A 26,974-nucleotide genomic window follows, 5' to 3' on the forward strand; every position below is an offset into this window, starting at 1 on the left:
GGCGACACCGAAAGGTGCCTAGAATCACCGCATGGCTATTGTTCCTGACACCAAGAACTGGACGTGGGTTCTCGAACGAGAGTGCCCGGAGTGCGGTTTCGATTCTTCGAAGACCCCGGCAGCTGCAGTTGCCGAGCTGACGCGCGCGAACGTCGCCCGGTGGCCGGACGTGCTGGCGCGGCCCGACGTGGCCGAGCGGCCGAATGCCGACACCTGGTCTGCCCTGGAGTACGCGGCGCACGTGCGCGATGTCTTCCGGCTGTTCCGCATTCGGCTCGCACTCATGCTGGCTGAGGACGACCCGGCATTCGCTGACTGGGACCAGGACGCCACGGCGCTGGAGTCGCGATACAACGAACAGCTACCAGAGGCGGTTTCTGCCGACCTCGTCAGTGCGGGCCTCGCGATCGCCGATGACATCGACGCGATTCCCGGAGACGCGTGGCAGCGCACGGGCCGTCGCGGCGACGGGTCGGTGTTCACGGTCGACAGCCTGACGCGATACTTCATCCATGACCCGACCCACCACCTGCACGATGTCGGGGCCGGCGAGTGACCTGACGGCACCGCGGCCCGGTCAGTCGCCGAGCTGCTCCTGCAGAAACGAAGTCGTTCGCGCGAACGCCAATGCGGCGGCATTCTTGTCGAGGCGTTCGATGAGCGTTGCGTTCGCGAAGATGTCTGAGGTTGCCGCATAGGTGTGCCGGGTGACGGGTGTTCCCATCTCTTTGAGGCGGCTGACGAACCTGTCGGGCTCGTCTCCTGTGCCCCACCTGCCGCGTTCAGAATAGTTGAGGAGCACCGGGCAGGGGATGATGCCGGCCTCGTCGTCACCCAGTCCGGCGCTGTAGACGGCTATGGCGTCGAGGTTGCCCGATTGGGCCAGCCGGAGACCCACCCAGCCGCCGAGCTCGAACCCGATCAGACCCACCTTCGAGACGTCGGAATCCTTGTCTGAGCGCAGATCCCTGGCCAGCGCGCGTGCCCTGCCGATTTCGACGGCGTCATCGAGGGCTCCGAGCGCGAACCCGAGGTCCAGGTCTCGGCTGAGTTCGTCTGCGCCGGAGTCGTCGATGGTGGCCACTCCGTTGAAGAGGTCGGGAACCGTCACGAAGAGACCACGGCTGGCGAGAGCGGTGGCATAGGACTCGAGGTACGGAAGTCGCCCATAACGGTCATGCACGAGCACGACGGAAGGGTTGCCCTCTGTACCGAATTCGAGCGGCCAGCCGGGCGAAGGGATCGTGATGAACTCAGCCACGAGCATCCACTCGCTCGGTGACGATCGCCTGCAGTACGGCCTTCATTCCCTTCTTCATATACCGAAGCCAGAGGGGCCCGATGATGTGTTCGACGATGAAGGCCCTGCCTGGCAGAGGCCGGTACCCATACGTCCAGGTGATGTGAGTGCGACCGGCGCTGCCAGGGGCATAGCTCCATCTCGCTGTCGCGTCGGAGACCAGCGAACTGAGCAGGCCGGTGAACTGGTCGACGTCGTAGTCGAAGTGGCCGGTCGCGTGTTCGCCTGCGGGGCGCTCGTAGCGCACAATCGTCTCGCGGAACGTGCCGCCGTCGGAGAGGTGCACCGTGCGCGACGCGCCAGCGGTGTCATATGGCCCGCTGAAGTCGGACAGGCCGACCACGGCCGGGAGCACTTTTGCGTACCCGGTGAAGAGCGTGCTGTCGTCCCGGGGAACGACGATGTCGAAGGCTACCGAGGGAGCTGAGAAACTCACTCCGACGACGGTGAACATCACCAACGGTTGTGTCATAGCGTGGTCTCTCCGCCGAGGCTGGAATCGTTCTCTCACTCTACTTCGTGGCCGCGATAAACTGATGGTGTCGTTCCGAGCGGCGGGCAGGGCCGTTCCTGCCTTCGGATTCGGCCAGTGGGGTTCTCGTATCGTGTCTGCCGGTTCGGCACCCGCCTCCTCTCGTGGCCCCGCTTCACAACCACGATCTCGTCCGACGGCGATTCGCTTCTTCGGTTCGTACGCCGACATTCTGCGGGTTCCCGGCGCTCGCAGCTTCGTGCTCGCCGGGTGGCTGGGCCGGGTGTCGCGCTCGACCGCCGGAGTGGCCACCATTCTGCTCGTTGCCGCCTTCTCCGGCAGCTTCGCCCTGTCGGGTGCGGTCTCGGGCGCCATCATCCTGGGTATCGCCGTCGGCGGCCCGCTCTGGGCACGCGCAGTGGATGCCCGGGGCCAGCGCCTGGTCCTGCCATTCAGTCTTGCCGCTGCAGCGGTCGCGGCTGCAGCACTGGTCTCTCTCGTGCTTGCTGCCGCTCCCATCTGGACCTGGTTCGTCGCCGCCTTCGTGCTGGGTGCTTCGTCTATCGACGTGGGTTCGCTCGTTCGTTCCCGGTGGCGCACCGTGGTCTTCGATGAACCGGGAAGGCACACCTCGCTGGCGCTGGAGTCGGTGAGTGACGAACTCGTCTTCGTGATCGGGCCGCCGGCCGTTGTCGTGATCGCCGCGACCGCAGGGCCGATCTCGGGTTTCGCAGCCGCCTTTGCAGTGTCGATCGTCGGTGGCCTCTGGTTGTGGCTGCAGCGGTCGACGACGCCGTCGGTGGCCGTTAGAGAATCGAGAAAGCCCGGAGATGCCGCTGCCGCACCCAGTCGCCCCCGCACCGCCTGGTATCCGCCTGCCGGAGTGCTCAGCATCCTGCCCGTCTTCGCTGGTGTCGGGGCTGTCTTCACCGCCATCGACCTGGCGGCTGTCGGTGTCGGGCGTGAGGCGGGGCAACCGTGGCTCACCGGCGTGACGCTTGCCGTCCTGTCGGTCGGCAGTGTCGTCGCTGCCTTCGCCTTCGGACCCCTCAGTGCCCTGTGGCGGCCGACAACGCGGGTGGTGGTTTCTACCGTCGCATACGCGATCGTCGTGCCCAGCCTGCTTCTGGTTCGTGACCCGGCTGTACTTGCGGGAGTCGTCGTTGTGGCAGGGCTCGTGACGACGCCGGTGCTCATCTCCGGCACGTCCTTCATCGCCGCACGCGCACCGGAAGGCCGCCTGACGGAGGCCCTCACCTGGCCCTCGATCGGTATGGCGGCCGGCGCGACGGTGAGCGGCGCGCTCACCGGCATTGTGATCGATGCCGGGTCGGTTATGGATGCCTTCTGGGTTGCCGCGGCGGCGGCTGTCATCGTCGGGATGGTCGGAGTAGGCCGCGCCCTCCGAGATCGTTCGACCTCATCCCGTGTGGGCGCCGGCAATTCGTTGACCGGCAGTCGCTGATCGGCAGAGTCAGATCGGGCTTCGGTGTGCGGCGCATCCTTCCCGCACACCCCAAGCGCCGAGCCGCCTACCTCGGTTCGGATCACACATTGTCTCCACCGGTGTCTTCTACGCGTGAAGCGGCGAGAACGGCGCCACGGCCGTCGGTGCCCGCCCACTGCCACCCCGTGACTTCGGGGCTGTCTTCCCCGTGAGCCCGGGTATATGCCCGCGCACGCATACGTGCATCCTGCATCTGTTGACGGAGGGATGCCGCGCGCACCGCCAGGCCCGGAACGCGGTCGAGAACGTCGATCACGAGATGGAACCGGTCGAGGCTGTTGAGCATGACCATGTCGAACGGCGTGGTCGTGGTGCCCTCTTCGTTGTACCCACGAACGTGGATGTTCGCGTGCCCGGCCCGGCGATAGGTGAGACGGTGGATCAGAGTCGGATAACCGTGATACGCGAAGACGACCGGCTTGGTCGTGGTGAAGATGGTATTGAACTCACTGTCGGAGAGACCGTGCGGATGCTCGGACTCCGACTGCAGCCGCATGAGGTCGATGACATTGACCACGCGCACGGCGAGGTTCGGCAGGTGTTCGCGAAGAATGGAGGCTGCAGCGAGAGCTTCGAGAGTCGGAACATCTCCGGCGCAGGCGAGAACGACGTCAGGCTCCGTGCCCGGTGTCTCTGTGCCGGCCCAGTCCCAGATTCCGAGGCCCCTGGTGCAGTGAGCGACGGCCTCTGGCATGGTGAGCCAGTTGGGAGCGGGTTGCTTGCCGGCGACAACCACATTCATGTAGTCGACAGACCTCAGGCAGTGGTCATAGGTCGACAGCAGGGTGTTGGCGTCGATGGGCAGGTAGACCCGCACGACGTCGGCCTTCTTGTTGACCATGTGGTCGATGAACCCCGGGTCCTGGTGGCTGAAGCCGTTGTGATCCTGGCGCCACACGTGGGACGAGAGCAGGTAGTTGAGAGATGAGATCGATCGCCTCCACGGGATCTCGTTCGACACCTTCAGCCACTTGGCGTGCTGGTTCGCCATGGAGTCGATGATGTGGATGAAGGCCTCGTAGCAGTTGAACAGCCCATGCCGCCCAGTGAGGAGATACCCCTCCAGCCAGCCTTCACACTGGTGTTCGGACAGGACCTCCATGACCCGACCGGCTCGTGCGAGATGCTCATCGATCGGCCAGATCGCGGAGTTCCACTGCTTGTCTGTCGCCGCATACACGCCCTGAAGTCGATTCGAGGCGGTCTCGTCTGGGCCGAAGATACGGAAGTTGTCGGGGTTCTTCACGATGACCTGGGCCAGCCAGTCGCCGAGCACCTTCGTTGCGGAGTCTTCTGTTGCTCCTGGCGAAGGAACCTCCACTCCGAAGTCGCGGAAGTCCGGCAGGTCCAGCTCGCGGCGGAGGAGCCCTCCGTTCGCAAAAGGTGTTGCGCTCATGCGGAGATCTCCGGCGGGGGCGAGCTCTGCGACGAACGGCACGAGGGCGCCAGCGTCGTCGAACAGTTCTTCAGGCTTGTACTTCTTCAGCCAGTCTTCGAGGATGCGCGTGTGCGCCTCGGTGTCACGTGCGTTGGCGAGCGGCACCTGGTGTGCGCGCCAGGTGTTCTGGACCGGCAGGCCGTCGATCTCTGCGGGGCACGTCCAGCCCTTGGGAGTGCGGAGGATGATCATCGGCCAGCGGGCCGTGCCGTCGAGCGTACCTTCCCTGGCCTGGCGCTTGATCTCGGCGATCTCGTTGAGGACCTCGTCGAGCGTCTCTGCCATGCGCTGGTGCACCAGCAGTGGGTCTTCTCCGTCGAAACCGCCCGAGACGAGGTGCGGGTTGTGCCCGTAGCCCCGCATGAGGTCGAGCAACTCGTCTTCGGGGATGCGCGCCAGAACAGTGGGGTTCGCGATCTTGTACCCGTTCAGATGCAGGATCGGCAGGACGACACCGTCTTCCGCAGCGTTGAGGAACTTGTTCGAGTGCCAGCTGGTGGCCAGCGGGCCGGTCTCTGCTTCGCCGTCGCCGATGACGCAGGCCACGAGCAAGTCGGGGTTGTCGAAGGCGGCACCGTAGGCGTGCGACAACGAGTACCCGAGTTCACCGCCCTCGTGGATGGAGCCGGGAGTCTCTGGCGCGTGGTGACTCGGTATGCCACCGGGGAACGAGAACTGGCGAAACAACCGCCGAAGCCCTTCCTCATTCTGCTGGATGGGCGCGTACACCTCGGAATAGGTGCCCTCGAGGTACGCGTTCGCCACCATTCCCGGGCCACCGTGGCCGGGGCCGGCGATGTAGAGCGTGGCCTGCTCGCGCTGCTGGATGATGCGGTTGAGGTGGGCGTAGACGAAGTTCAGCCCCGGGGTGGTACCCCAGTGGCCCAGCAACCTGGGTTTGATGTCGTCGCGGCTGAGCGGCTCGCGCAGCAACGGGTTTCGCAGCAGGTAGATCTGGCCGATCGAGAGGTAGTTCGCAGCCCTCCACCAGGCATTCACCCGTTGGAGCTCTTCGCCCTCGAGTTTCACGGGTTCGAGGCTCGGCCACGGTGCGTTGCTGGATTCACTGGTCATGGGCTGCGCAGCTCTCTTTCCGGGCGAATGCCCGACGGGGTTCGCTCTCTTCACCCACCCTAGGCACGGGGCCTGTGCGCGGTACAGGGTCTTATGACCCGTTCACACCGAGGTTGCCCGATATTCGCTGAACAGAACGGCCCGGCAACGATTCTGTGGAGAACCGGTGCCGGGCCGTGATTGTGCGGGAGGAGTTCCCTACGCCGCGGCTACTGTCGATGCCTCTGACACGGCGGCGACGACATCGCGCACGACTGCGGCAAGCTGGGCCGACACCTCGGCGTCGTCTTTCGGGTGGATCTCGGCGAAACGCACCATCGACCCGGGAACGGACAGCTTGATCTCTTCGAGCACGGTTGCACCGGCGATCCCGAACGACTTGCGGGTCTCGTCGTGGGCCCAAACCCCGCCGAACTGGCCGAAGGCACTGCCGATGGCTGCCACCGGCTTGCCCGAGATCGGGCTGGCGCCGTAGGGCCGCGAAGCCCAGTCGATGGCATTCTTGAGCACAGCCGGGATCGTTCCGTTGTGCTCGGGGGTGACCACGAGCACGGCGTCAGCCGCGGCGACGGCTGCGCGGTAGGCCGCGGCCGCGGCGGGAACGGAACCCTCGACGTCGATGTCCTCGTTGTAGAACGGGAGGTCGGAGAGTCCTTCGAAGATGGTGAGCGCCACGCCTTCGGGTGCCACGCCGATCGCTGCCTCAGCGAGCTGGCGGTTGGTCGAGCCGGCGCGCAGGCTGCCGACGAGAACGAGAATGGAAGTGTCAGTCATTTCTTCTCCAAGAGGGTAGATCGAGAGGGGAGGTGTGGTGAGCCAGCGAACGCGGACAGCGCGGCCCATCATCCAGTTCAACCGGACCACGGTCCGTTTATTCCCTCCGTGCTAAAGTCCGAGAATGGATGCCCGCGACAACCTCCTCGCATCTGAGAGCCCGCCTCCGGGCCCTGTTGCGGCTTCGCGTGTGCCGCGCGAACGGGCGGATGCCCAGCGCAATCGTGCGCAACTTCTCGAGGTCGCCCGCCGGATCGTTGACTCCGAGGGTGTCGATGCGCTCACCATGGACAGGCTCGCCCGTGAAGCCCACCTTGGCAAGGGCACGATCTTTCGTCGCTTCGGGTCACGCAGCGGGCTCCTGCTCCAGCTGCTCAATGAGATCGAGACCGAGTTCCAGCGCGGGTTCCTTGCCGGGCCACCGCCACTCGGGCCGGGAGCAGAGCCGATCATCCGTCTCGTCGCCTTCGGGCGCCAGCGACTCGAGTTGCTCTCGCTGCAGGGAGACCTGCTGCGGGCCGCCGAAGAGCGGCCCGATGACCGCTACTCCTCCCCCGCCCGCGGTGCCGGGTTGATGCATGTCAGCATGCTGCTTCGCCAGGCGGGATTCGACGGTGATGTTCCCGTGTTTGCCCTCAACCTGATCTCGATGCTCGACGCGACACTCGTGCTCTACGAGAACCGAACGCAGAACATCGAGATGACCCGGCTCGCGGACGGGTGGGAGCAGCTCGTGCTCTGCATCACAGCTGCTTGCGCATCTCCAGCTCGTGCTGATGAGGATTGAGGATGTACGGGAACAGTTGGCCTGTTGGCCGGTAGCCCCGCTTGGTGTAGGCGGCGATAGCGCGTGGATTCTCTGAGTGCACGTGCAGAGTCAGGCTGTCTGACTCGCTTCGCGCCCACTCCTCGACCGCCTTCAGCAGGAGATCGGTGACGCCGGCGGCCCTACCGCGGTACTCGGGAGTCACGTAGACCCCGACCAGCATTGGCCCGACGCTGTCGAGGTAACCCCCCATGGAGCCCACCCACAGGGCGCCCGCGTTCTCATCCGTGGCGACCAGCGCGGTGCCGGTGGGCGCTTCGCCCCGTCGGGCGCGTGCCCGCCAGGCACCGTCGTCGAGCTCGAGCGCCGAGGCGAGGGTCTCACCGAAGGCCAGCGGGGTGTCGGCAAGCATCTCGAGCCTCAGCGCTCTGACCCGCAGCCAGTCGGCCTCAGTCGTGCTGCGGATGGCGATATTCGGCGTGCTCACCCTCCCAAGGGTACGCGGCGCAGAATGAGGAGACAATTGACCTGTGACAGTGACGATCGAAGTGACAGCGTGGAGTGATCCCGACGGAGTGAAGCTGCGTGCAGCCCAACGAACCGAACTCGACACCCGCTACGGCGCAGACACCGAGCCCGGTGTGAAACCGACGGCAGACGACATCGCCGTCTTCCTGATTGCGAGAGACACGTCGGGCGAAGCGATCGGTTGTGGCGCCCTGCGGTTGCTCGGCGACGGCACCGCAGAGATCAAGAGGATGTTCGTGGTGGCCGCCGCACGGGGAACCGGTGCCTCCACCCTCCTTCTGCACCGCCTCGAGAGCGAAGCCGTCGCCCGGGGAATCACACGCCTGCTGCTTGAGACCGGCCCTGCGCAACCCGACGCGGTGCGGTTCTACCAGCGCGAGGGCTACACCCGTGCGGCAGCCTTCGGCCACTACGTGGACTCTGCGACTTCGCTGTTCTTCGGGCGTGATCTCTGATCCACCGGATCGCTCATGCTGCTGTTCTCTGCTTCTGCTCTGTGCAGGAGCGTGACCACGAGGTAATGTGAACATCGTACACATATGGTGACGACGGGTTACGGCCGTCGCCTCGGAATATGTGACAGTCACGTCGGCTTGTGGTGAACGTGGGGATTCGTGCGCGCCACAGTTCGACTCGTTTCAGCCTCAACCGACAGGAGCCCAGGTGTCAGAGAACACTGCCCCCGACACGTCGATCGCCTCGGAGATCCCCGTCGTGACGGCCGATGGATTTCGCACAGCCTCGGAACCCACGGGCGGGTCTTCTCTGAACGCCCGCAACGCGGGTGAGTCCCAGGCCGACGCCGACACGAGGATCGACGCGCGCAATCGCCTGGTCATCGGCATTCTGCTTGTGAGCGCGTTCGTCGTCATCCTGAACGAGACCATCATGAGCGTCGCGCTCCCGCGGCTCATGTCGAGCCTCAGCATCCCCGCCGAGTCGGCCCAGTGGCTCACGACTGCCTTCATGCTGACGATGGCTGTCGTCATCCCGATCACGGGCTTCCTGCTCCAGCGTTTCAATACGCGGCCGGTCTTCATTGCGGCGATGACGTTCTTCAGCCTCGGCACGCTCATCTCGGCGACCGCGGCTGGGTTCGAGATCCTGCTGGTCGGCCGGGTCATCCAGGCCTGTGGCACGGCGATCATGATGCCCCTGCTCATGACCACCGTCATGACTCTGGTGCCACCTGCGTCGAGAGGGCGCACGATGGGCAACATCTCCATCGTGATCTCGGTGGCTCCGGCCATCGGCCCGACGATCTCCGGGCTCATCCTGAGCGTGCTCGACTGGCGCTGGATGTTCTGGCTCGTCCTGCCGATCGCCCTTGCGGCGCTGGTGCTGGGGGCTCTCCGCATTCCGAATGTGACCACACCGCGTCGGGTGCCGTTCGACGTGTTCTCGGTGATCCTCTCGGCCATCGGGTTCGGTGGCCTGGTCTATGGCCTCACAACGATCGGCGGAGGAACGCAACTCGGTGTGCTTCCCAACTGGGTTCCCCTGGCCGTCGGCATCGCGGGCCTTGCGGCGTTCATCCTGCGGCAGCTCGCCCTGCAGCGCTCCGACCGCGCCCTGCTCGATCTGCGTACCTTCACTTCGAAGAACTTCACCCTCTCGATCGTGATGTTCGCGATCAGCATGATGGCTCTGTTCGGAACCCTCATCCTGCTTCCGCTCTACCTGCAGAACGTGCTCGGCCTCGATACCCTGGCGACCGGACTGCTGCTTCTGCCGGGCGGTTTGATCATGGGAGTGCTTGCACCGTTCGTCGGCCGCATCTACGACAGGCGGGGCCCGGGGGTACTGCTTGTGCCGGGGGCGATCATCGTCAGCGTAGTGCTGTGGGTGCTGACGCAGGTGACGTCGACGACGCCGGTATGGATGATCCTCATTGCCCACATCGTGCTGAGTATCGGTCTCGCGCTGATGTTCACCCCGCTCTTCACGGCGAGCCTCGGGTCGCTGAAGCCAGCACTGTACTCCCACGGATCCGCCGTGGTCGGCACGGTGCAACAGGTTGCCGGTGCCGCGGGCACGGCGCTCTTCGTGACGATCATGGCGACGCACGCCGCCTCGCTGATCGCCACCGGCGTGGATCCGGTGCTGGCACAGACAGACGGTATCCGGGCCGCATTCTTCGTGGGTGCGGTCATCTCCCTCGCGGCCGTGGTGGTCTCGTTCTTCGTGCGGAAGCCGGCCGACAACATCGGCGGTGGTGAGATGGCAGGCATCTCCCACTGAAGATGAGCGTGCTGTCGATCTGAACTCTCCTCGAAGTCTGCAACTTTGCAGACGAACTGTGCGCAATCGGGCATTGCGATGCTTTTGATGTGCGCGAATACTCAGTGCAGCCGCAATGTGCGGTACGACGCACTGCTGGCTTCACAAACCAGGTGTCACTGACGACACAGAAGGAGACTCAATCGTGAGCGCTGACTCCCGCATCAACACTTCCGGCCCCGACCCCTACTCCCAGGGCGCAAGCGACCCCGGCAAGCCCACTCCAACGGCCGTAGCAGGTCTCAAGAAGATCGTCGCCGCTTCGATGGTGGGCACCGTCGTCGAATGGTATGAGTTCTTCCTCTATGCCACAGCAGCAAGCCTGGTGTTCGGAAAGTTCTTCTTCCCGAATGCGAACACTCCGCTCGACGGCATCATCGCAGCGTTCATCACCTACGCCGTCGGGTTCATCGCCCGCCCGCTCGGCGGGATCGTGTTCGGCCAGATCGGCGACAAACTCGGCCGCAAGCAGACCCTGCAGGCGACGATCATCCTGATCGGAGTCTCGACCTTCCTGATGGGCTGCCTTCCCGGCTTCAACAACGTCGGGTACTGGGCACCGGCCATGCTCGTCGTGCTGCGGTTCGTGCAGGGCTTCGCGATCGGTGGGGAATGGGGAGGCGCCGTGCTGCTGGTCGCAGAGCACAGCCCCGACAAGTCGCGTGCCTTCTGGTCGAGCTGGCCGCAGGCCGCAGTCCCGGTCGGGAACCTCCTGGCAACCCTGGTGCTGCTGATCATGTCGTGGATCCTGCCCGGCGACCAGTTCCTCAGCTGGGGCTGGCGCGTGGCCTTCTGGCTCTCGGCTGTGATCGTGTTCGTCGGCTACTACATTCGTACACACGTCACTGAAGCCCCGATCTTTCTCGAGGCACGTGCCAAGGCCGAGGCTGAGAAGACGGCCAGCTATGGTGTCAAGGAGGTCGTTCGCAAGTACCCCAAGGGCGTGCTGCAGGCCATGGGACTGCGTTTTGCCGAGAACATCCTCTACTACATCATCGTGAGCTTCACGATCGTCTACCTCGTGGCCGTGCACAAGTACAACACGAGCCAGTTGCTGCTCGCCCTGCTCATCGCCCACGCCGTGCACTTCGCCGTGATCCCGCAGGTCGGGCGCCTCGCTGACCGGATCGGCCGCAAGCCGGTGTACTTCGCCGGTGCCGTGCTCGGAGCCACCTGGGCGTTCTTCGCCTTCCCGATGTTCGACACGCAGAACCCGGCGATCATCGTCTTCGCGGTGACGATCGGGCTCTGCTTCCACGCCCTGATGTACGCCGGCCAGCCGGCGATCATGGCCGAGATGTTCCCGACCCGCATGCGTTACTCCGGCGTCTCTCTCGGCTACCAGCTGACGTCGATCCTTGCCGGGTCGCTGGCTCCGATTATCGCGACGGCGCTGCTCCAGCAGTACCACTCCTGGGTGCCGGTGGCGATCTACATCGTGATCGCCTGCATCATCACGGGCATCACGGTTCTCACGCTGCGCGAGACCAAGGGCGCCTCTCTCCGGGAGATTGACGCCGAAGATGCCCGCAAGCACAACCTCGAGACGGCAGACGTCTAGAACGCACAACGAGGAAGAACAGAGAGCCCGGCCGTTCCACGTGGAACGGCCGGGCTCATCTGTCGCGGCTCGGTGCAGGCGGTGGTAGGTGAAGGCGAACGCCCGCGATCGCGTCTACGCGAAGATGCGGAAGTTCGCGGAGATGCGGTTGACCGGGGTGTAGAGCGCAAACAGCGGAACGATCATCCGCAGCGTATAGGTGAAGACGAGAATCTCGTTGAGGTCGACGATCGCGAAGAGGGCGATGGCGATGACGCCGAAGAAGAGCGCCCTCACGGCCGTGCGCACCCAGTCGATGAAGAGCATCGAGAAGCCGACCGAGGCGAGAACCAGCGCAGTGTCGATGACGAAGTTGTTTGCAGCGGAGTCGGTCACGAGTGGTGAGATGCTCCAGAGCACGATCGCGACGGCCCACATGAGCACGGTCGTGAAGACGGCGATCGGGCGCGGAAGCGCCTTTCCGGGGGACCTGTCGATGATGTTGTCTGACATGAACTCTGACTCCTCGTTCGTCGCTTTGTGCCCAGCGCTGTGTTAAGACTAGAGCCTGCGCACGGTGGAGTGTGCGGCCAGGCTGCGGAGTGTGCCCGATGGCTGCCCCTGAGGCCCGTCTGTGTTGGCCACTATGCTGGCAATCGACCGATCCGCGCGCGCCACGACAAGGGGATATCTTCATGGAACCGATCAGCTTTCTGCTCAGCATTCTGTATCTGATCATCTTCGTCGCGACGATCGTGTCGATCGTGCGAAACCCGAACCATGGTGCGCTGGGCAAGTTCGTTTGGATCCTGGTCGCCTTCTTCCTGAGCGTGGTCGGTACGATTCTCTGGCTGATTTTCGGCCGAGGCCGCGTCGGCCGCTAGGATTTCTGCATGCTGAACAACCCCACCCCCCACAACGCAGCTTCTGAGCTGTCGGCTTCGCGCCCGCCATTCGTCGTCTCTGGCGCCGTGGAGGGCTTTGAGAACGAGCCGACACCGTCGTACCTGCTGCGATCAGCCGCCGACCACGAGTCGCACGCCACTGTCGACGTCGAGGGACTCGAGTAGCTCAGGCCGCATCGGCCGAGACCGCGTCGGACACGACTGCGCCGGCAAGCTGCGTCGGGCACGACTGCGCCGCTGGAACGGAGCCGGTTCAGACCGGCTCCGACGGAGTTTCACCCGCTCGGCCGCCGGGCGGCTCGGAGTCGCGGGGGCTGCTGGGCGGAGGGCCCTCCGGTCGGCGCCGGGCGATCATCCGGGGTGCGACCCAGACGAGGGCGATGGTGCCGACAACAGCACGCACCGCAGCGAACACCAGTACCCACCAGCCGACGGGCTGGCCGCCCGCTATCAGGGCGATGCCGATGACCACCAGGGCCGCGTCGGCGGCATACGGGATCTTCAGCCAGAACATCAGGCGCCGCGTCGGGTCCATCAGGCTCTGCTCCTTCGAAAGATCGCTCGTCTCGGGCGTGGATTCACGGGATCACCTCGAGCGCTCGACTGCGTGGGGTGAGGCTCGTCTCCCGGCCAGCCGTCATGCCCAGAAGCCGTCGTGGGCCACGAGCGCTTCGCTGCTCAGAGCCGGGCCGAGCACAGTGATGCGCCGCTGGCCGCTGTTCAGCACGATCTCGCTGGTCAGTGACATGGTGGGATTCTCGGCGTGGTCGCCGGTGAGTTCGCCCAGCTCGGCTTCTGACATTGCGAAGACCATGCGGTTGATCCCCGACCAGTAGATGGCACCTGAGCACATTGCGCACGGCTCGCAGCTTGTGTAGAGCGAGTACGAGCCGAGAGCCTCGGGGCCGAAGGCCTTCCACGCAGCGCGAACGAGGTTGGTCTCGGCGTGGCCTGTGCAGTCGTTACTCGTCACGACCGAGTTCTCTGCTTCGAGGACGACGGCACCGGATGCGTCGACCAGAACGGCCCCGAACGGGTGGTTGCCGCTTCGAACAGAGCGCTTCGACACCTCGATCGCATCACGGAGCCGATCGAGATCGGCCTGCGTGAGGGCTGATGATGCGCTGGGCTGCAGAAAATCAGTCATGGCTGTGGGTTCACAATCGTGAGATGAAGGATAATCGGTCTTTCACCCAGCGTAGCCATTTCGCCGGGGTACCTGGCGCGGGCCGGCTCCCACTCCGATGCCCTCCGGCGAGAAGCAAGTGCTTGTTGCGACAACTAAGGCAGTTTCGAACAGTTGTTGCGTCAAGTATTGGCCTAGAATGGGTTCATGGGTGAACTCACATCGACGTCTGAACGGCGCTGGCTGACCGCTGACGAGCTGCAGGCCTGGGTGAAGTTCATCGCGGTCGTCGAGCTGCTGCCCGGTGTTCTCGACACGCAATTGCAGCGTGATGCAGACCTCACGCATTTCGAGTACTTCACCCTAGCGATGCTGTCGGAGGCTCCCCTGCGGACCCTGCGGATGACGGCGCTCGCTTCGGCGACCAACGCCACGCTGCCGAGACTCTCGCACGTCGTCTCGCGGCTCGAGAAACGCGGGTACGTGGCGCGCACTCCCTGCGCCGAAGACAGGCGCGCCACCAACGCGGTGCTGACGGAGGAGGGGTGGCAGAAGGTCGTCGCCACCGCGCCGGGTCACGTCGCCACGGTCCTTCAGAATGCAATCGCTCCCCTCGGCCAGGATGACGTGGCCAGTCTTGATCGCATCATGACGCTCATGCTCGGCCGCCTCGACCCCGAGGGGCGCTTCCTGGCGGAGCTCTCCGGTGGTGCCTGAGCCGTTCGCCGTCAAGGCCCCCCGCGCTTTCACCCGACCGGCCATGATAGAAGTGAAGAATCGGCTTCGTCAGATGTGGAGAGATCGTTGAAAAAAATTCTGTGCTTCCTGTTCATCGCGTCACTGGGTTTCGCGGCGTATGTTCTCGGCGCCAAGGCGGGCAAGACCCGTTACAAGGAGATCGCTGCAACGGCGACCAGCTTCTGGAATGACCCCCAGGTGAAGAAGGCCCGTGTTCGTGCTGTGAAGGCGGCGAAGCAGGCCACTGCCGACGCCACGAAGGCAGCTGAGAAGGCTGCAAACAGGGCTTCGAAGAAAGCGAAGAAGCGCTTCAGCTAGCGACCAGGGTCACCCGCGTCACGTACGGCAACAGGTACGAGGTTCGGCCGGCCAGGTGGGGGTGTTCGTCGAGCAGCAGTTCGATCATCCGGAGCATTTCGCCGCGCGCGTCGGGTTGCAGGGCGATCACGTAGCTGCGCGAGGTGACCATGGCCAGGAGTGATTCGCGGGTGATGGTGTTGTCCCAGTAGAAGTCTGCGTGGGCGTACGTGTGCAGCGGGGCCCCTACGGGTGGGCTGATGCTGTCGAAGCGCTCGGCCGACGAGGTGCCCATGATTGCGCCGAGCTCGGCGACCCACTCGGCGGAATCGTCGCGGATGTTCCAGACCAGGGCGAGGGTGCCGCCGGGTCGCAGCACTCGGGAAGCCTCGGCCGACGCGCGGGTGACGTCAACCCAGTGCCAGGACTGGGCGAAGGTCACGAGGTCGGCGCACGCCGCAGCCACGGGCAGAGCCTCTGCAGTGCCGTCGACTGCCGAAAGGGCTGTGCCGTAGCTGCTGCCGAAAGTGTCGGTGAGCCGGGTGCGCATGACTGGATCGGGTTCCACGGCTGTGACGTTGAGGCCCCTCTCGAGGAGGGAGGCCGTGAACTTGCCGGTCCCGGCGCCGACGTCGAGCGCATCGAGGGGGCCGGCGGCGGCGTGAGCGGGCCCGAGTCTGCCGAGGGTCTGGGCCAGCACCCAGTCGACAGCGGCATCGGGGTAGCGGGGGCGGCCACGGTCATAGTCGCCGACAGCCCTGCCGAACGAGAGAGCGTGTGTCGGGTCGCGACGCGTCATTGCGGGGACCTGTCTGTGGGGTAAGGGTTGGGGGGCCGAAGGGTCGCGCGGTGGCGGCATCCGGGGTGGTTCGAGTTTGTGCTTTCTGTCTCTGGTTTCAGTCTAGGGAGAGGTGCGGTGTGAGCGTCAGCCCGCATTCGGCTTCCGACGCTCACACCGCGCCGTCAGGTCAGCTACAGCTGGCAGCCAGCGTGACGCCGACGGGGGTGGTGGGCCGGCCGATCAGGCGTGACAGGTCGTCGGAGGACTTGTCGAGGAGGCCGTCTGCGATGTTCGCATCGAGAGCGGTCACGAAGCCGATGGTTCCTTCGTCGAGGCCTGCGGCGCGCAGGGCTGCGGCATGCCCCTCAGTGGTCACTGACGAATACGTGACCTCGCGGCCGAGCACGTCGCTCAGTGTCACGGCGAATTCGCTTCCGTTCCAGGCGACGTCACCAGAGAGCTCGTACGTGGCGTTCACGTGCTCTGCGGGGTTCTCCGCTGTGAGCACAGCACCGATGGCTTCGGCGTAGTCGGCACGTGAGGCGCTCGCCACCCGACCCTCGCCGGTGCTTGCCAGGTAGATGCCCGTTTCGGCGATCTGGCCGAGGCCACCGGTGTAGTTCTCGTTGTACCAGTTGTTTCGAAGAATCGTGAAGTCGATTCCGGATGCCCGGAGGTACTCCTCGGTGGCCTTGTGCTCGGGGGCGAGAATCAGCGCGCTGGTGGTTGCGCGCGGGGCGCTCGTGTAGACGATTCGGGTGACTCCGGGAGCCTTCGCCGCATCGATGGCGTTGGAGTGCTGGGTGACACGCTGCCCGACCTCGCTGCCCGACACCAGGACGAGTGTGTCTGCGCCCTCGAACGCTGCAGCGAGAGACGACGGGTCAGAGAAGTCGATGACGGCGGTGCGAACGCCGAGCTGCTGCAGGGCATCCAATCTCTCTGCATTGCGCCCGGCGGCGATGATGTCGCCCGGCGCAACACCACGTGCGAGCAGACTTTCGACGATGAGACGGCCGAGGTGGCCGGTGGCTCCGGTGACGACGATTGACATGACGTTCCTTTCGGGTGACGCTGACGAGGGTGCGGTGCCGATATTTCGGGCACCTCGCACGGGTCAACCGCGCAGCCGCCCGAGTACTTCCCGACCGCTCGACAGAGAGGCGACATCGTCGCGGGGTTGGACAGGCCGTGCGTCGGGAGGGGGTTGAGCCGGGCCCAGGCTCAGCCTGCGGTGCGAGCGCGTTTGCTTCGCGTGCCGGGCGTCTTCGGGTCGGCTGGTGACTTCGCTTCGGCGGTCGCGTCCAGATCTGAGGTCGCATCGGGCGCAGACGGTGAAGACGCAGCGCGTTCGGCCTTGGCGGCGCGGGACTTCTCGAGGTACGCCGTTGCATCGGCCAGGGCAAAGCGGCGATGGGTTCCGCGGTACTCGACGGGGATGACGCCCTCATTTGCCAGACGCAACAGGTACGTCGCCGAAATGCCGATCAGCTCCGCTGCCTGCGAAGTCGTCAGGAGCGAGTCGGTCGAGGCGACAACCACAGCGTGCCCCTCGGCGAACCGGCGCAGGAGGTCGAGAACCGCTTCGACCACTTCGGGCGTGACGGGGAGAGTGCGATCATCCACCATGATCGTCGGCGCGGCAGTGCCTTTCGCCCGGCGCGGTTCGGTGGTTCGAGCCGGAGGGGGTGGGGTCGTCGCGTCGCGGTTCGGAGCCTCGGCCGGAGCCGCCTTGACGCGGCGGCCGCGCGCGGCGTTCGCCTCGGTCTGAAGCGCAACGGTGAGGCGCTGTGCGCTGGCCTGGTCGAGCGCGCTGGTGGCTCGTTCGTTGAGGAGGGGCACGGGTGTGGGTTCGTCCGTTCGCGTATCGGTGAGGAGAGTACTCCCTCGGCCAATGTACGCTGCCCTCCCTGTAAAATCGATTCCGATGCGGAGGGCAGTCGCGGTCCAGCCACCGCACTTGGATTTCGCTGAACCGGTCGTGCGGCTCGCTGACGGTGACGATCGCCGGGCGAGTAGGGTGTCTGCCATGAGAGCCATCTCCTTCGACACCTACGGCGGCACCGATGTTCTGCGTCTGACCGACGATCGCCCGGTTCCGGGCATCGCGCCCGACGAAGTACTCGTTCGAGTGCGGCTCGCGGCTGTGAACCCCTTCGACCTCAAGCTGCGCTCCGGCAGCATGCAGAAGGTCATCCACCCGACCTTCCCGCTTGTGCCCGGTAGTGAGATGGCGGGTACCGTCGAACAGCTCGGTGCGGAGGTCTCCGGCATCGAAGTCGGCGACGAGGTGTTCGGTTGGGCGACGAGCGGCTCGTACGCCGAGTTCGCGGCGGCCCGGGTGGTGGCGAAGAAGCCGCACGCGCTGCACTGGGAGGCCGCGGCATCCTTGCCGGTCGCAGCAGACGCGGCAACCCGCGGGCTCGGCCTTCTGCACCTGGTGCCGCACGAGACGCTGCTCATCCACGGCGGAGCGGGCGTCGTCGGCTCGCTCGCCGTGCAACTGGCCGTTCGCGCCGACGTCACCGTGATTGCGACCTGCAGCTCGCGCGACGTGGATGCCCTGCGGCACCTCGGCGCGCACCCGGTGCTCTACGGCGAGGGTGTGTTCGAACGCGTGCGTGAGCTCGCTCCCGACGGGGTCGATGCCGTGCTCGACGCCGCGGGCGCCGGAGTGCTGCCCGGCTCGATCGAACTCGTGGGCGGCACGGATCGCGTTGTGACGCTGGCCGATCCTGCCGCCTACGCGCTGGGTGTCACCTTCTCATCGGGATCTGCGAAAGATCAGAGTGCAGCTGTGCTGGACGAGGTAGCGGCGCTCGTCGTCGCGGGTGCGCTCGTGCTGCCGGTCGCGCGGCACTTTGCCCTCGCCGATGCGGCCGAAGCCCAAGATGCCGTCGCTGCGGGCGGCCGACGCGGCAAAGTGCTGCTCGACCTCTGACCCCGCGCCGACCGACTGGCTCGCGCAGCGCATGACTGCCACCCGGTCAGGATGCTGCGGTCAGACCATCTCGGCGAAGGAGGGCAGCTCCGGGGCGAGCGGGCGACCATTCAGGTCGTGCCAGGTGTGCTGCAGGGCATCCAGAGCGCGGTGCGTATCGGCGGGCGAGTAGCTCGTCGGAATGCGCAGGAACCGCTCGAAGGCCCCGTCGATGCCGAAGCGGGGGCCGGCGTTCATGAGGATGCCCCGGGCCCGGAGGTTCAGAACCAATTGGGAGCTTGCGGCACGCGGCATCTTCGCCCAGAGGCAGAGGCCACCCGAGATGACCGGCAACTGCCAGTCGGGCAGGGTGACGGCAAGGGTATCGCGCACCAGGTCGCGGCCCGCGCGCAGCACCTTCTGGCGCTCGGGCAGTATTGACGCTGTCTGCCTGATGAGGTGCGTTGCCGCGAGTTGTTCGAGCAGCGGCGTGCCGATATCGGTGAACGCGCGGGTGCCGAGGAGGCGGCGGATCATGGTGCGGGGCGCGCGGATCCAGCCGATGCGGAGCCCGCCCCACAGGGTCTTCGCCGCCGAACCGAGCATGATGGCGTCTCCGAAGACAGCGAGGGGAGCGAAGGAGTCGTTGTCAGCGCGGTCGATGTTGAGTTCGGCCGTGGTCTCGTCGGCGATGAGCACGGTCCCTGCGCGTTGGGCGGCGTCGACCAGTCGGCGGCGAAAGTCGTTGCTCATCGTCTCGCCGGTGGGGTTGTGGAAGTCGGGCATGATGTACGCCACCGTGGGGGCGGTGCGAGCCAACGCCTGGATGAAGGCGTCTTCGTCCCATCCCTCCCCCACGGTGACCGCGACGGGTACAAGCCGAGCGCCGGCCGCTGCCAGCGCATCGGCGGCGTGCGGGTAGGTCGGGGACTCGATGATGGCGCGGTCGCCACGGCTGACGAGGGTCCTGGCGATGAGACTGAGGCCGCTGAGCGCGCCGCTGGTCACGAGGATCTCGTCGGGGTGTGTGGGCAGCCCGCGCTCGCCGTATCGGTCGGCTATCGCCTGGCGGAGCGCCGGCAGGCCGAACGGCTCGAAGCCGGTGGTCTTCAGGAACGGGCCGATCTCACCCGCGGCGAGTTGCAGGGCCTCGCTGACTTCGCGTGCGGCGGGCAGGGCCGCCTGGGTGAAGTTGAGCATCGAATCGAAGGCGGGCAGGGGGGCGTTCTGGCCGGCCCGCCGGTCACGATGGCTGTCGATGCCTGTCGGCGGCAGTGAATCGGCCTCGCCGGAGACAAATGCCGCAGTGATGTGGTCGAACTCGTCACTGGCGTCGTCGGCGAACCCGGTGCCGGATTCGGAGCTGAAACCTTCGGTGAAGTCCCCGTCGAAGTCCCCGTCGACGTCGTCGCCCAACCCGATGTGGAACCCCGCGTGCGTCGTCGCCGGGGGCTGGTAGCGCGTGACGCTGCCTGAGCCGCGGATGCTCTCGACGTAACCCGATTCGCGGAGGTGGGCGTAGGCGGCACCGATCGTGCTGCGACTGAGTGAGAGTCTCGCGGCCAGTTCGCGCTCGGCCGGGAGCCTGCTGCCCCCGGGAATCCGCCCGTCGAGCGAAAGGAGGCGAATGCGATCAGCGAGCGCGACATAGGTCGTGGCTGAGCCGATTCTCCACTCACCGAGGAGGTTTTCGAGTGCGCGGGCAGAGAGGCGGAGGGCGGTCACCAAGCCAGCATACCAAAAGTGGCCTGTTGACGAAAGAGACATTCTGCAATTGGATGGCATCGTCTACCAAAACGGGCCAATCAGGCGCCAAGTGGACTGTTTAATAATCGAATGGAGTGAGCGGCGATGATATTTCTCGGGCTTTTGGCCGTAATTGGTCTGGTAGCGATCGTTGCCAGCCTGCACGCCATTCGACAGGGCGGGTATGCTCCCATTCGCACACGTGACTCTGGCTTCTACCGCGACGACTTTCACAGTTCAGGGTTCATGGATGCCCCGCCGACCGTCGCGGAGCGGGCGAACCAGTCATGAGCAGCGAACCACCAGAAGAAGAGAGCCAGCCATGAGAACCAGAGCATTCACCCAGGTCGACGTCTTCACCCCTGTCGCCTATCGAGGCAACCCCCTGGCAGTGGTCCTCGACGCCGAAGGCATCGAGGACGCGACCCTGGCTCGATTTGCGAACTGGACCAATCTCTCTGAGACGACCTTCCTCCTGCCACCACCGCCGCCGGCGCCGCGGCGGGCGCCGACTATCGGGTGCGCATCTTCACTCCCAGCAGCGAGCTGCCGTTCGCCGGGCATCCGACCCTCGGTTCTGCGCACGCCTGGCTGGAGGCGGGTGGAGTGCCGCGTCAGAGCGGCACCGTCGTTCAGGAATGCGGAGTCGGCCTGGTACGGATTCGTGTCGATGCGGCATCGGCTCGACTCGCTTTTGCGGCGCCCCCGCTGCTGCGGAGTGGCCCGATCGACAGCGACGAGCTCGCAGGCATCGTGGCTGCTCTCGGCATCTCGGGCGCCGATGTGGTCGACTCGAACTGGGTCGACAACGGCCCGGGCTGGGCTGGGCTGCTGCTTGCCACGGCCGAGGCCGTGCTCGCCGTGGAGCCAGACATCGAGGCGCTGGGCGAACGCTCGATCGGCATCGTGGGCCCGCACGCGAGTACTGCCGGGCATCCGGAATTCGAAGTGCGTGGCTTCGCAGGTGGCGTGGGGGTGCGTGAAGACCCGGTCACCGGCAGTCTCAACGCCAGCCTTGCCCAATGGATGATCGGCGCCGGCCACGCCCCGAATCACTACGTGGCCCGTCAGGGCGCCCGGCTCGGCCGTGACGGCCTGGTCGACCTCGAGCTCATCGACGGCCAGGTCTGGGTCGGCGGGCAGACGGTGACCTGCGTGTCGGGGACGGTGTTGCTGTAGCTCGCGGGAGATACGGCCGCGCGTGCAATGATGAAGCGGTGACACCCGCGACTCCCGACGTAACGGCTGCCCGACGACGCCGCTGGCCGACGGTGGTGGTGGCGGTCATCGCGGCCCTGGCACTGGTTGCGGGCGGGGTGCTCGGTGCTGCAGCGCTCCTCGTGAAGCAGGCACCAGCGGTGTCGACCCTGTCGGCCGCGAAACTGGGCACCTGGAGCAGTGTCGTCGTGGCTGCCCCCGCCGCGAACGGCGATGGAACACCCTTCACCATCTTCGTCAAGCCCGGCAGCAGTGACAAGGTGATGCTGTTCTTCGGTGACGGTGGCCTCAACTGGAACGGAGACACGGCGATCCAGCCGGTCACGCTGGCCTCGAGCATCATCGGTGGTGGCAACTTCTACTCGCCGAACCTGCCCTTCTACGAGGTGAACAGCTTCGGCGGCATACTGCGAACGACAGCCGACAACCCCTTCTCGGACTACACCACGGTGTACATCCCGACAACGACGGGAGACCTCGGAGTCGGTGATGCGACCCGCACCTTCACATCGGAGAGCGGGGAGAAAGCCACGGCCTTCTTCAACGGCTACAACAACACCCGGGCCGCTCTCGACTGGGTGTACGGCCAGGTCGCGAAGCCCGAAACCGTGCTTGTCGCCGGCACCGGCACCGGTGGGCTCAGCGCCGCGTTCTGGCTGGGCGACGTCGCCGACCACTACGCTTCAGCCGCGCTCTTCCAGTACTCAGACAGCGCCTACTTCGCCGCCACCGCCTTCCCGAGCGTGGTCGAGGTCTGGGGTGCCGATTTCGAGTCGCGCTACGGCTTCGCGGTCACTCGCAACCCGCTGAAGGACGCCGTGACCTACAATTCGGCGCGGTACGGATCGCGTCTCACGACCCTCATCTCCCAGACCCTCCTCGACAAGACGCTCGCCGCCTTCTCCGCCAGTCTCGACGGCGGCTACTATTCCCCGCAGGCCGGCTCCGACTGGAACTACGGACTCAAGTCGACACTCAGGGTTCTCGTCGACTCCCTGCCAGGCGTGAGCGTGTTCCTCACGAACGTCGATGCCGACAGTCGCGGCGAGACACCCCACATTCTTGCCAGTAGAGACCGGTACACGTCGTCGGAACAAGACGGAGTCACCCTCGAAACCTGGTTGTCGAACACCGTGAATCACGGCGACAGTCGCTCATTCGGGCTCGAGTTTCTCCGGCAGTAGCCTTCGGGTGGTTGACTGAAGGCTATGGATGCTGAACCCGACTACATCGACGACTTTGCCCAGTTCATCACCGCGTCTCCCTCGTCGTACCACGCTGTCGCAGAGGTTGCCCGGCAACTATCGGCCGCGGGCTTCACCGAACTCGACGAGCGGGAGGAGTGGCCGAGCCCCGAGGCCAGAGCGGACGGCGCCGACGGGTCACCAGCTCGGCACTACGTGGTGCGCGACGGGTCCATCGTCGCCTGGAGCGTGCCCGCCACTGCCGGCCCCACGACACCGTTCCGCATCGTCGGCACGCACACCGATTCGCCCGGCTTCAAACTGAAGCCCAAGCCCACCACCTCGTCGAACGGTTGGCTGCAGGCCGGTGTCGAGGTCTACGGCGGCCCCCTGCTGAACTCCTGGCTCGACCGCGAACTCGAGCTCGCCGGCCGCATCGTCACCGTCGCTGGCACCACGCATCTCGTTCGAACCGGCGCCTTCCTGCGTATCCCACAGCTGGCCATCCACCTCGATCGCGATGCCAATACGGGTCTCACGCTCGACCGCCAGCGGCACACCAGCCCGGTCTTCGGGGTCGGCGACCTATCGCAGGCCGACCTGCTCGACCACCTCGCCGGCCTCGTGCCCCGGGCCGAGCTCGAGGGCACGGCGTTCCACGACTCTGGCCTCCACGGTTCAGACGTTCTCGGCTATGACATCCTCACCGCCGACACCGCCCCGCCCCGGAGGTTCGGCCTGGACAACCAGCTCTTCGCTGCGGGACGCATGGACAACCTCAGCTCTGTCTTCGCCGGCCTGGTTGCACTGCTCTCGCTGTCGGAGCCCGACAGCCCCGGGCGAAGCGACGGGCACGTGAGCGTACTCGCGTGCTTCGACCACGAAGAACTCGGCTCAGCGTCGCGCTCAGGCGCAAGTGGCCCACTACTCGACGACATTCTCACGCGCATCTCGGGAGGGTTGGGGGCGACGACCGAGCAGCGGCTCCGGGCCTACGCCGGGTCGTGGTGCATCTCTGCCGATGCGGGGCATGCCGTGCATCCGAACTACCCAGAGAAGCACGATCCGGTGAATCGCCCGATCGCCGGCGGCGGCCCCCTGCTGAAGATCAACGCCAACCAGCGCTACGCGACGGATGCCCGGGGTGCCGCCCTCTGGGCTGACGTCTGCGCCGATGCCGGCGTCAGCTACCAGGAGTTCGTCTCGAACAACACCGTGCCGTGCGGCTCGACGATCGGGCCACTGACGGCCACTCGACTGGGAATCAGCACGGTGGACGTCGGGGTGCCCCTGCTGTCGATGCACTCCGCGCGGGAGCTGGCCCACGTGGCCGACCCACCGGCGCTCTCGGCGGCATTGACGGCATTCCTCGCACCGGCGGAGCGGAGCATATTCGTGGCACGCCACGCGATCGAGCAGGGGAATGCGTGATGCGGACCTTCCACGGGAGTGAAGACAAGGGCATGGTCTGGGTCGGAAGCTACACTGCCGACGCGGGTCGCGACGGCGTCGGGATCGGCGCGCTGAGGGTGCAGAGCGGAGTGCCCACGGCATCCGACTACGTCGACGTCAACATCGACGTCATAGGCATGGCTGAATCGGGCGGAGGCGCACCGGGTCTGCAGTGGCTGGGAACAGCGAGAGCCCTCCCCTCCCCGTCCTTCCTGGCGACCCACCCGAGGCTGCCCGTCGTGTATGCGGTCGGCGAGAAGGCACAGACCGTCGGCGCTTATATACGCGCCGGGGAATACGACCTCGAGCCCCTCGGCGAGACCTGGCCCTCCGGTTCCGCTGCCTGTCATGTCGCCGTTGACCCGCAGGGCCGATTCCTCGTCGTCTCGTGCTGGAACGACGGCAGGCTGGTGCTCTACGACCTCGACGGATCGGGTGCCATCGTCTCACGCTTCGAAGATGCGACGGCCAGCGACCCCTTCGCCGAGCAGGCAGCGCTCGCAGTCACCACGACGAAGGCTGCCGAGGCTGGGTTCGCGCCGCGGACCAGCCGCGCTCACTGCAGCATCGTGATCCCCGATGGCCGCGTCGTCAGCACTGACCTCGGGTTCGACCTGGTGCGGGTCTGGCAGTACCGCCCCACCGCCGAGAATTCTGATGTGTCACCCGAGGCGGCCCCTGGCTCTCGTCTTGTGCTCGACCATGAGATCGTGCTCCCCTTCTGGAGCGGTCCACGCCACCTGGCGCTCCACCCGAGCGGCGCGCTGCTGGTTCTCACCGAGTACTCGGTGGAAGTCGTCACCATCGCGCCTGCCGAGAACGTGCGTGCCTACGGCCCGTCAGGGCTCCCGCTCCTGCAGATCACCAGCACGTCGTCGGCGGTCTCAGCGCCGATCGAGCTGTTCGACGCGGCCGCGGAGATCTCTCTGTCGGCCGACGCGCGGTTCGCCTACGTCACAGTCCGCGGGTCGAATCGGCTGAGCACCTTGTCGGTGGATGATCGGGGAGCCGTGCATCCGGTTGCCGACGTACCGACCGGCGGCGTCAAGCCTCGTCACCATGTTGTTCTCGGCACACACGTGCTCGTGGCCCACACCGAATCGAATGACGTAACACTGTTCGAGCGCGACCCCGCCACGGGCATCCCGAGCCCTGCTGGCCGGCTGTCGGTCGCAGCGCCGACCGTGCTGGTCCCTGCGTAGAACGCAGAAGGGGCAGGTGCAGGCCTGGCGAGGGGCTCCGGGAACATGCGCTCCCGGAGCCCCTCGCAGGCCGAACCACCCTATGCAGTGGAGTTACCGCTCCGGTGGAGTCACTACTTCTTGAAGACGTCCTTGACGTTCTCGCCGGCCTTCTTCGCGCTGGCACCGGCCTGGTCGGCCTTGCCCTCCGCGGTGAGTGAATCGTTGCTGGTGACCTTGCCGGCGGCCTCTTTGGCCTTGCCCGCGAGATCCTGAGCTGCGTTGTTGATCTTCTCTGAAGCGCCCATAGTCGGTTATTCCTTTCCTCATTTTCCAGCGCGGGGTTCGCAGCCGGAAGGTCGTGTGTCCAGTCGCTCCCCGTCGGTGCGGGGTTCTGGAGGTGAAATCTGTTTCTCTGGTGCAAGTCCAGCCGAAGAGACGAATCACTGCAAGCGGGTTGACGACGAGGCGCGAACCCTGAATCCTCCGCTCAGCTGGATCACCGCTGCGATGCGGGCACCCAGCTGCTCGTCGAGCGACGCCAGCAGGTTTTCGATAGTGCGAGCCGTTTCCGCCGGTGAGACGCCCCGTCGACACGTGACGGAGACCTTGAGCACTGACTGCCCCCGCACACGGTAGGTGGAGACCCGTGACGACAGCAGTTCGGGCCGCGACTCCATCGCACGCCCGAGAAGCTGCTCGGCCACGCCCGCTTCGACGAGGGTCGAGCCATCGATCGTGGCCGGCGCAGCGAGCAGTCGGCGCGTGTGACCGCCGCCCTGGCGGAGCACGAAGATCACCAGGATGGCGGCAGCGGCGAGAAGAAGAACGGCGGCGACAGCCAGCAGCCAGCTGTGCCCGAGTGCGGCGAGAGGAGTGGCGCGCAGCCAGCTCTCCACCGTTATGGTGGCCGCGGGCGCGACCGAACGCCACGCATCGGCAAACGGCTGCGAGCCGGCGAGCAGAATCGCACTGCCGCCGACGCCGATCAGCACAAGCCCTGCGAGGAGGAGGAGCGTGCGGTTGAGGACGCGATTCGTGCTGTTCATGCTCCGACCTTTCCGTGTTCGGCGACGGTGACCCGGCACCGGATGCCCGTGCCCAGGGCCAGCGAACCGACGTGTTCCTCAACGGCACGGCGCACTGCCGCGGTGTCGACGGGAACTCCCGACGCCGGCACGATGTGCACGAGCGCGGTGCGGCCGGACACGCTCACCGTGACGTTGTCAGGGCTGGTTCGCGCTGCACGAGCGGCGTGCCGGGCAATCGACGAGGCGACAACTTCGTTGTCGGCGATGACGACGGCACGCGCGGAGGTGAGCGCACGCCGGGCGCGACGCCCGGGCGACACGGCGACTACGAGCAGGGCCAGGCCGACGACCACGATGATGAGGCCACCGGCGAGCAGCAACCCGCTCGGGTATGTCGCGGCGTCGGCCGTGCCCGCCGCAAGCGCGGAAGGCGCAGCCAGCAGGGCCGGCTGCCCGAACAGGCGCAGTACGATCTCCGTCCCGACGTAGGCGAGTACGAGGATGACCACCAGTGCCGTTGCGATCGCCGCTGTGGAGCGGGGGGAGTGCAACTCGCGGCGGCGCAGCCGCGAGTACAGCCGGGAAAGCCGCGGGTCGGAGTCTGCGCCGACCGCAGCATCCGGAGCGTTCGTGGCGTGTGCACCAGGCTGCTGCGCCCGAGCAGCGACCGGTCGCGCCGACTCGGTCGTGGCCGTTCGGGACTCAGTCTCCGTCAC

Annotated in this window: 29 protein-coding genes and 1 pseudogene; 15 read left to right on the forward strand and 15 right to left on the reverse strand. The window is 65.9% G+C overall.

Annotation, left to right across the window (positions count from 1 at the left end):
- Positions 1 to 31: 31 nt before the first annotated feature.
- Positions 32 to 556 carry a DinB family protein gene (locus JOE66_RS00275; RefSeq protein ID WP_205106181.1) on the forward strand — a complete coding sequence of 175 codons (525 nt, stop codon included), beginning with the start codon at positions 32 to 34 and terminating at the stop codon, positions 554 to 556.
- 21 nt (positions 557 to 577) lie between these two features.
- On the opposite strand, the gene JOE66_RS00280 is transcribed toward JOE66_RS00275, so the two are convergent.
- Both JOE66_RS00280 and JOE66_RS00285 read right to left on the reverse strand, forming a co-directional pair.
- The gene (locus tag JOE66_RS00280) at positions 578 to 1,261 is read right to left on the reverse strand and encodes a dienelactone hydrolase family protein (RefSeq protein ID WP_205106182.1); all 684 of its coding nucleotides are present in this window, start codon (positions 1,259 to 1,261) and stop codon (positions 578 to 580) included.
- A complete protein-coding gene (locus JOE66_RS00285) occupies positions 1,254 to 1,772 on the reverse strand; it encodes an SRPBCC family protein (RefSeq protein ID WP_205106183.1) in 519 nt (172 codons plus the stop codon). The genes JOE66_RS00280 and JOE66_RS00285 overlap by 8 nt, the downstream gene beginning before the upstream one ends.
- A gap of 64 nt (positions 1,773 to 1,836) precedes the next feature.
- Here JOE66_RS00285 and JOE66_RS00290 point away from each other — a divergent pair, with 64 nt between their 5' ends.
- The gene (locus JOE66_RS00290; RefSeq protein WP_205106184.1) at positions 1,837 to 3,237 is read left to right on the forward strand and encodes an MFS transporter; all 1,401 of its coding nucleotides are present in this window, start codon (positions 1,837 to 1,839) and stop codon (positions 3,235 to 3,237) included.
- A gap of 82 nt (positions 3,238 to 3,319) precedes the next feature.
- On the opposite strand, the gene JOE66_RS00295 is transcribed toward JOE66_RS00290, so the two are convergent.
- Complete coding sequence (locus JOE66_RS00295) at positions 3,320 to 5,791, reverse strand: phosphoketolase family protein (RefSeq protein ID WP_205106185.1); 2,472 nt, start codon at positions 5,789 to 5,791, stop codon at positions 3,320 to 3,322.
- Positions 5,792 to 5,989: 198 nt separating this feature from the next.
- Positions 5,990 to 6,565, reverse strand: coding sequence for an NAD(P)H-dependent oxidoreductase (locus JOE66_RS00300; protein ID WP_205106186.1), 576 nt, complete (start codon positions 6,563 to 6,565; stop codon positions 5,990 to 5,992).
- 124 nt (positions 6,566 to 6,689) lie between these two features.
- Between JOE66_RS00300 and JOE66_RS00305 the strand changes: the two genes are divergently transcribed.
- Positions 6,690 to 7,352 (forward strand): TetR/AcrR family transcriptional regulator, encoded by a 663-nt coding sequence (locus JOE66_RS00305; protein WP_205106187.1) that lies wholly within the window; start codon positions 6,690 to 6,692, stop codon positions 7,350 to 7,352.
- Here the strand turns inward: JOE66_RS00305 and JOE66_RS00310 are convergent.
- Positions 7,309 to 7,818, reverse strand: a complete 510-nt coding sequence (locus JOE66_RS00310) for a GNAT family N-acetyltransferase (RefSeq protein ID WP_307826974.1) — start codon at positions 7,816 to 7,818, stop codon at positions 7,309 to 7,311. The genes JOE66_RS00305 and JOE66_RS00310 overlap by 44 nt on opposite strands.
- 43 nt (positions 7,819 to 7,861) lie before the next feature.
- On the opposite strand from JOE66_RS00310, the gene JOE66_RS00315 reads away from it, so the two are divergent.
- The 3 genes from JOE66_RS00315 to JOE66_RS00325 all read left to right on the forward strand — a co-directional run bounded on the left by JOE66_RS00315 (position 7,862) and on the right by JOE66_RS00325 (position 11,700).
- Entirely contained in the window at positions 7,862 to 8,314 is a 453-nt protein-coding gene (locus tag JOE66_RS00315; protein ID WP_205106188.1) for a GNAT family N-acetyltransferase, read from the forward strand.
- Positions 8,315 to 8,624: 310 nt separating this feature from the next.
- Positions 8,625 to 10,100 (forward strand): MDR family MFS transporter, encoded by a 1,476-nt coding sequence (locus tag JOE66_RS00320; RefSeq protein ID WP_205111429.1) that lies wholly within the window; start codon positions 8,625 to 8,627, stop codon positions 10,098 to 10,100.
- A gap of 289 nt (positions 10,101 to 10,389) precedes the next feature.
- Positions 10,390 to 11,700, forward strand: coding sequence for an MFS transporter (locus tag JOE66_RS00325; protein WP_372435500.1), 1,311 nt, complete (start codon positions 10,390 to 10,392; stop codon positions 11,698 to 11,700).
- Positions 11,701 to 11,814: 114 nt separating this feature from the next.
- On the opposite strand, the gene JOE66_RS00330 is transcribed toward JOE66_RS00325, so the two are convergent.
- Positions 11,815 to 12,192 (reverse strand): hypothetical protein, encoded by a 378-nt coding sequence (locus tag JOE66_RS00330; protein ID WP_205106190.1) that lies wholly within the window; start codon positions 12,190 to 12,192, stop codon positions 11,815 to 11,817.
- 182 nt (positions 12,193 to 12,374) lie between these two features.
- Between JOE66_RS00330 and JOE66_RS00335 the strand changes: the two genes are divergently transcribed.
- Together JOE66_RS00335 and JOE66_RS00340 are read left to right on the forward strand one after the other, a co-directional pair.
- On the forward strand, positions 12,375 to 12,563 hold the full coding sequence (locus JOE66_RS00335; RefSeq protein ID WP_205106191.1) for a PLDc N-terminal domain-containing protein: 189 nt from the start codon (positions 12,375 to 12,377) through the stop codon (positions 12,561 to 12,563).
- A gap of 9 nt (positions 12,564 to 12,572) precedes the next feature.
- A complete protein-coding gene (locus JOE66_RS00340) occupies positions 12,573 to 12,749 on the forward strand; it encodes a hypothetical protein (protein WP_205106192.1) in 177 nt (58 codons plus the stop codon).
- An 88-nt stretch (positions 12,750 to 12,837) separates the two neighbouring features.
- On the opposite strand, the gene JOE66_RS00345 is transcribed toward JOE66_RS00340, so the two are convergent.
- Together JOE66_RS00345 and JOE66_RS00350 are read right to left on the reverse strand one after the other, a co-directional pair.
- Positions 12,838 to 13,119, reverse strand: a complete 282-nt coding sequence (locus JOE66_RS00345; RefSeq protein WP_205106193.1) for a hypothetical protein — start codon at positions 13,117 to 13,119, stop codon at positions 12,838 to 12,840.
- 102 nt (positions 13,120 to 13,221) lie between these two features.
- Entirely contained in the window at positions 13,222 to 13,731 is a 510-nt protein-coding gene (locus JOE66_RS00350; protein WP_205106194.1) for a nucleoside deaminase, read from the reverse strand.
- A gap of 186 nt (positions 13,732 to 13,917) precedes the next feature.
- Between JOE66_RS00350 and JOE66_RS00355 the strand changes: the two genes are divergently transcribed.
- Both JOE66_RS00355 and JOE66_RS00360 read left to right on the forward strand, forming a co-directional pair.
- Complete coding sequence (locus JOE66_RS00355; RefSeq protein WP_205106195.1) at positions 13,918 to 14,427, forward strand: MarR family winged helix-turn-helix transcriptional regulator; 510 nt, start codon at positions 13,918 to 13,920, stop codon at positions 14,425 to 14,427.
- An 87-nt stretch (positions 14,428 to 14,514) separates the two neighbouring features.
- Positions 14,515 to 14,766 carry a hypothetical protein gene (locus JOE66_RS00360; protein ID WP_239518162.1) on the forward strand — a complete coding sequence of 84 codons (252 nt, stop codon included), beginning with the start codon at positions 14,515 to 14,517 and terminating at the stop codon, positions 14,764 to 14,766.
- On the opposite strand, the gene JOE66_RS00365 is transcribed toward JOE66_RS00360, so the two are convergent.
- From JOE66_RS00365 to JOE66_RS16970, 3 genes are all read right to left on the reverse strand, one after another.
- Positions 14,759 to 15,544: a class I SAM-dependent methyltransferase gene (locus JOE66_RS00365; protein WP_205106196.1), complete on the reverse strand. Its 786-nt coding sequence runs from the start codon at positions 15,542 to 15,544 to the stop codon at positions 14,759 to 14,761. The genes JOE66_RS00360 and JOE66_RS00365 overlap by 8 nt on opposite strands.
- A 169-nt stretch (positions 15,545 to 15,713) precedes the next feature.
- Positions 15,714 to 16,580 (reverse strand): SDR family oxidoreductase, encoded by an 867-nt coding sequence (locus tag JOE66_RS00370; protein ID WP_205106197.1) that lies wholly within the window; start codon positions 16,578 to 16,580, stop codon positions 15,714 to 15,716.
- A 170-nt stretch (positions 16,581 to 16,750) separates the two neighbouring features.
- A complete protein-coding gene (locus JOE66_RS16970) occupies positions 16,751 to 17,557 on the reverse strand; it encodes a helix-turn-helix domain-containing protein (protein WP_239518163.1) in 807 nt (268 codons plus the stop codon).
- Here JOE66_RS16970 and JOE66_RS00380 point away from each other — a divergent pair.
- Positions 17,556 to 18,467, forward strand: a complete 912-nt coding sequence (locus JOE66_RS00380; RefSeq protein WP_205106198.1) for an NADP-dependent oxidoreductase — start codon at positions 17,556 to 17,558, stop codon at positions 18,465 to 18,467. The two genes, JOE66_RS16970 and JOE66_RS00380, sit on opposite strands and share 2 nt — an antisense overlap.
- Positions 18,468 to 18,527: 60 nt before the next feature.
- On the opposite strand, the gene JOE66_RS00385 is transcribed toward JOE66_RS00380, so the two are convergent.
- The gene (locus JOE66_RS00385; RefSeq protein WP_307826976.1) at positions 18,528 to 20,171 is read right to left on the reverse strand and encodes an aminotransferase-like domain-containing protein; all 1,644 of its coding nucleotides are present in this window, start codon (positions 20,169 to 20,171) and stop codon (positions 18,528 to 18,530) included.
- 343 nt (positions 20,172 to 20,514) lie between these two features.
- Here JOE66_RS00385 and JOE66_RS00390 point away from each other — a divergent pair.
- From JOE66_RS00390 to JOE66_RS00405, 4 genes and pseudogenes are all read left to right on the forward strand, one after another.
- Positions 20,515 to 21,371, forward strand: a pseudogene (locus tag JOE66_RS00390) (PhzF family phenazine biosynthesis protein).
- Positions 21,372 to 21,409: 38 nt separating this feature from the next.
- Complete coding sequence (locus tag JOE66_RS00395; RefSeq protein ID WP_205106200.1) at positions 21,410 to 22,594, forward strand: hypothetical protein; 1,185 nt, start codon at positions 21,410 to 21,412, stop codon at positions 22,592 to 22,594.
- A gap of 24 nt (positions 22,595 to 22,618) precedes the next feature.
- Positions 22,619 to 24,025, forward strand: a complete 1,407-nt coding sequence (locus JOE66_RS00400) for a M18 family aminopeptidase (protein WP_205106201.1) — start codon at positions 22,619 to 22,621, stop codon at positions 24,023 to 24,025.
- Positions 24,025 to 25,248, forward strand: a complete 1,224-nt coding sequence (locus JOE66_RS00405; protein WP_239518164.1) for a lactonase family protein — start codon at positions 24,025 to 24,027, stop codon at positions 25,246 to 25,248. The genes JOE66_RS00400 and JOE66_RS00405 overlap by 1 nt, the downstream gene beginning before the upstream one ends.
- A gap of 113 nt (positions 25,249 to 25,361) precedes the next feature.
- On the opposite strand, the gene JOE66_RS00410 is transcribed toward JOE66_RS00405, so the two are convergent.
- The 3 genes from JOE66_RS00410 to JOE66_RS00420 form a co-directional block, all read right to left on the reverse strand.
- On the reverse strand, positions 25,362 to 25,535 hold the full coding sequence (locus tag JOE66_RS00410) for a CsbD family protein (RefSeq protein ID WP_205106202.1): 174 nt from the start codon (positions 25,533 to 25,535) through the stop codon (positions 25,362 to 25,364).
- 135 nt (positions 25,536 to 25,670) lie between these two features.
- Entirely contained in the window at positions 25,671 to 26,276 is a 606-nt protein-coding gene (locus JOE66_RS00415) for a hypothetical protein (protein WP_205106203.1), read from the reverse strand.
- Positions 26,273 to 26,974, reverse strand: coding sequence for a hypothetical protein (locus JOE66_RS00420; RefSeq protein ID WP_205106204.1), 702 nt, complete (start codon positions 26,972 to 26,974; stop codon positions 26,273 to 26,275). Before JOE66_RS00420 ends, JOE66_RS00415 begins: the two co-directional genes overlap by 4 nt.

The organism is Subtercola frigoramans (assembly GCF_016907385.1).
Taxonomy (GTDB): Bacteria; Actinomycetota; Actinomycetes; order Actinomycetales; family Microbacteriaceae; genus Subtercola; species Subtercola frigoramans.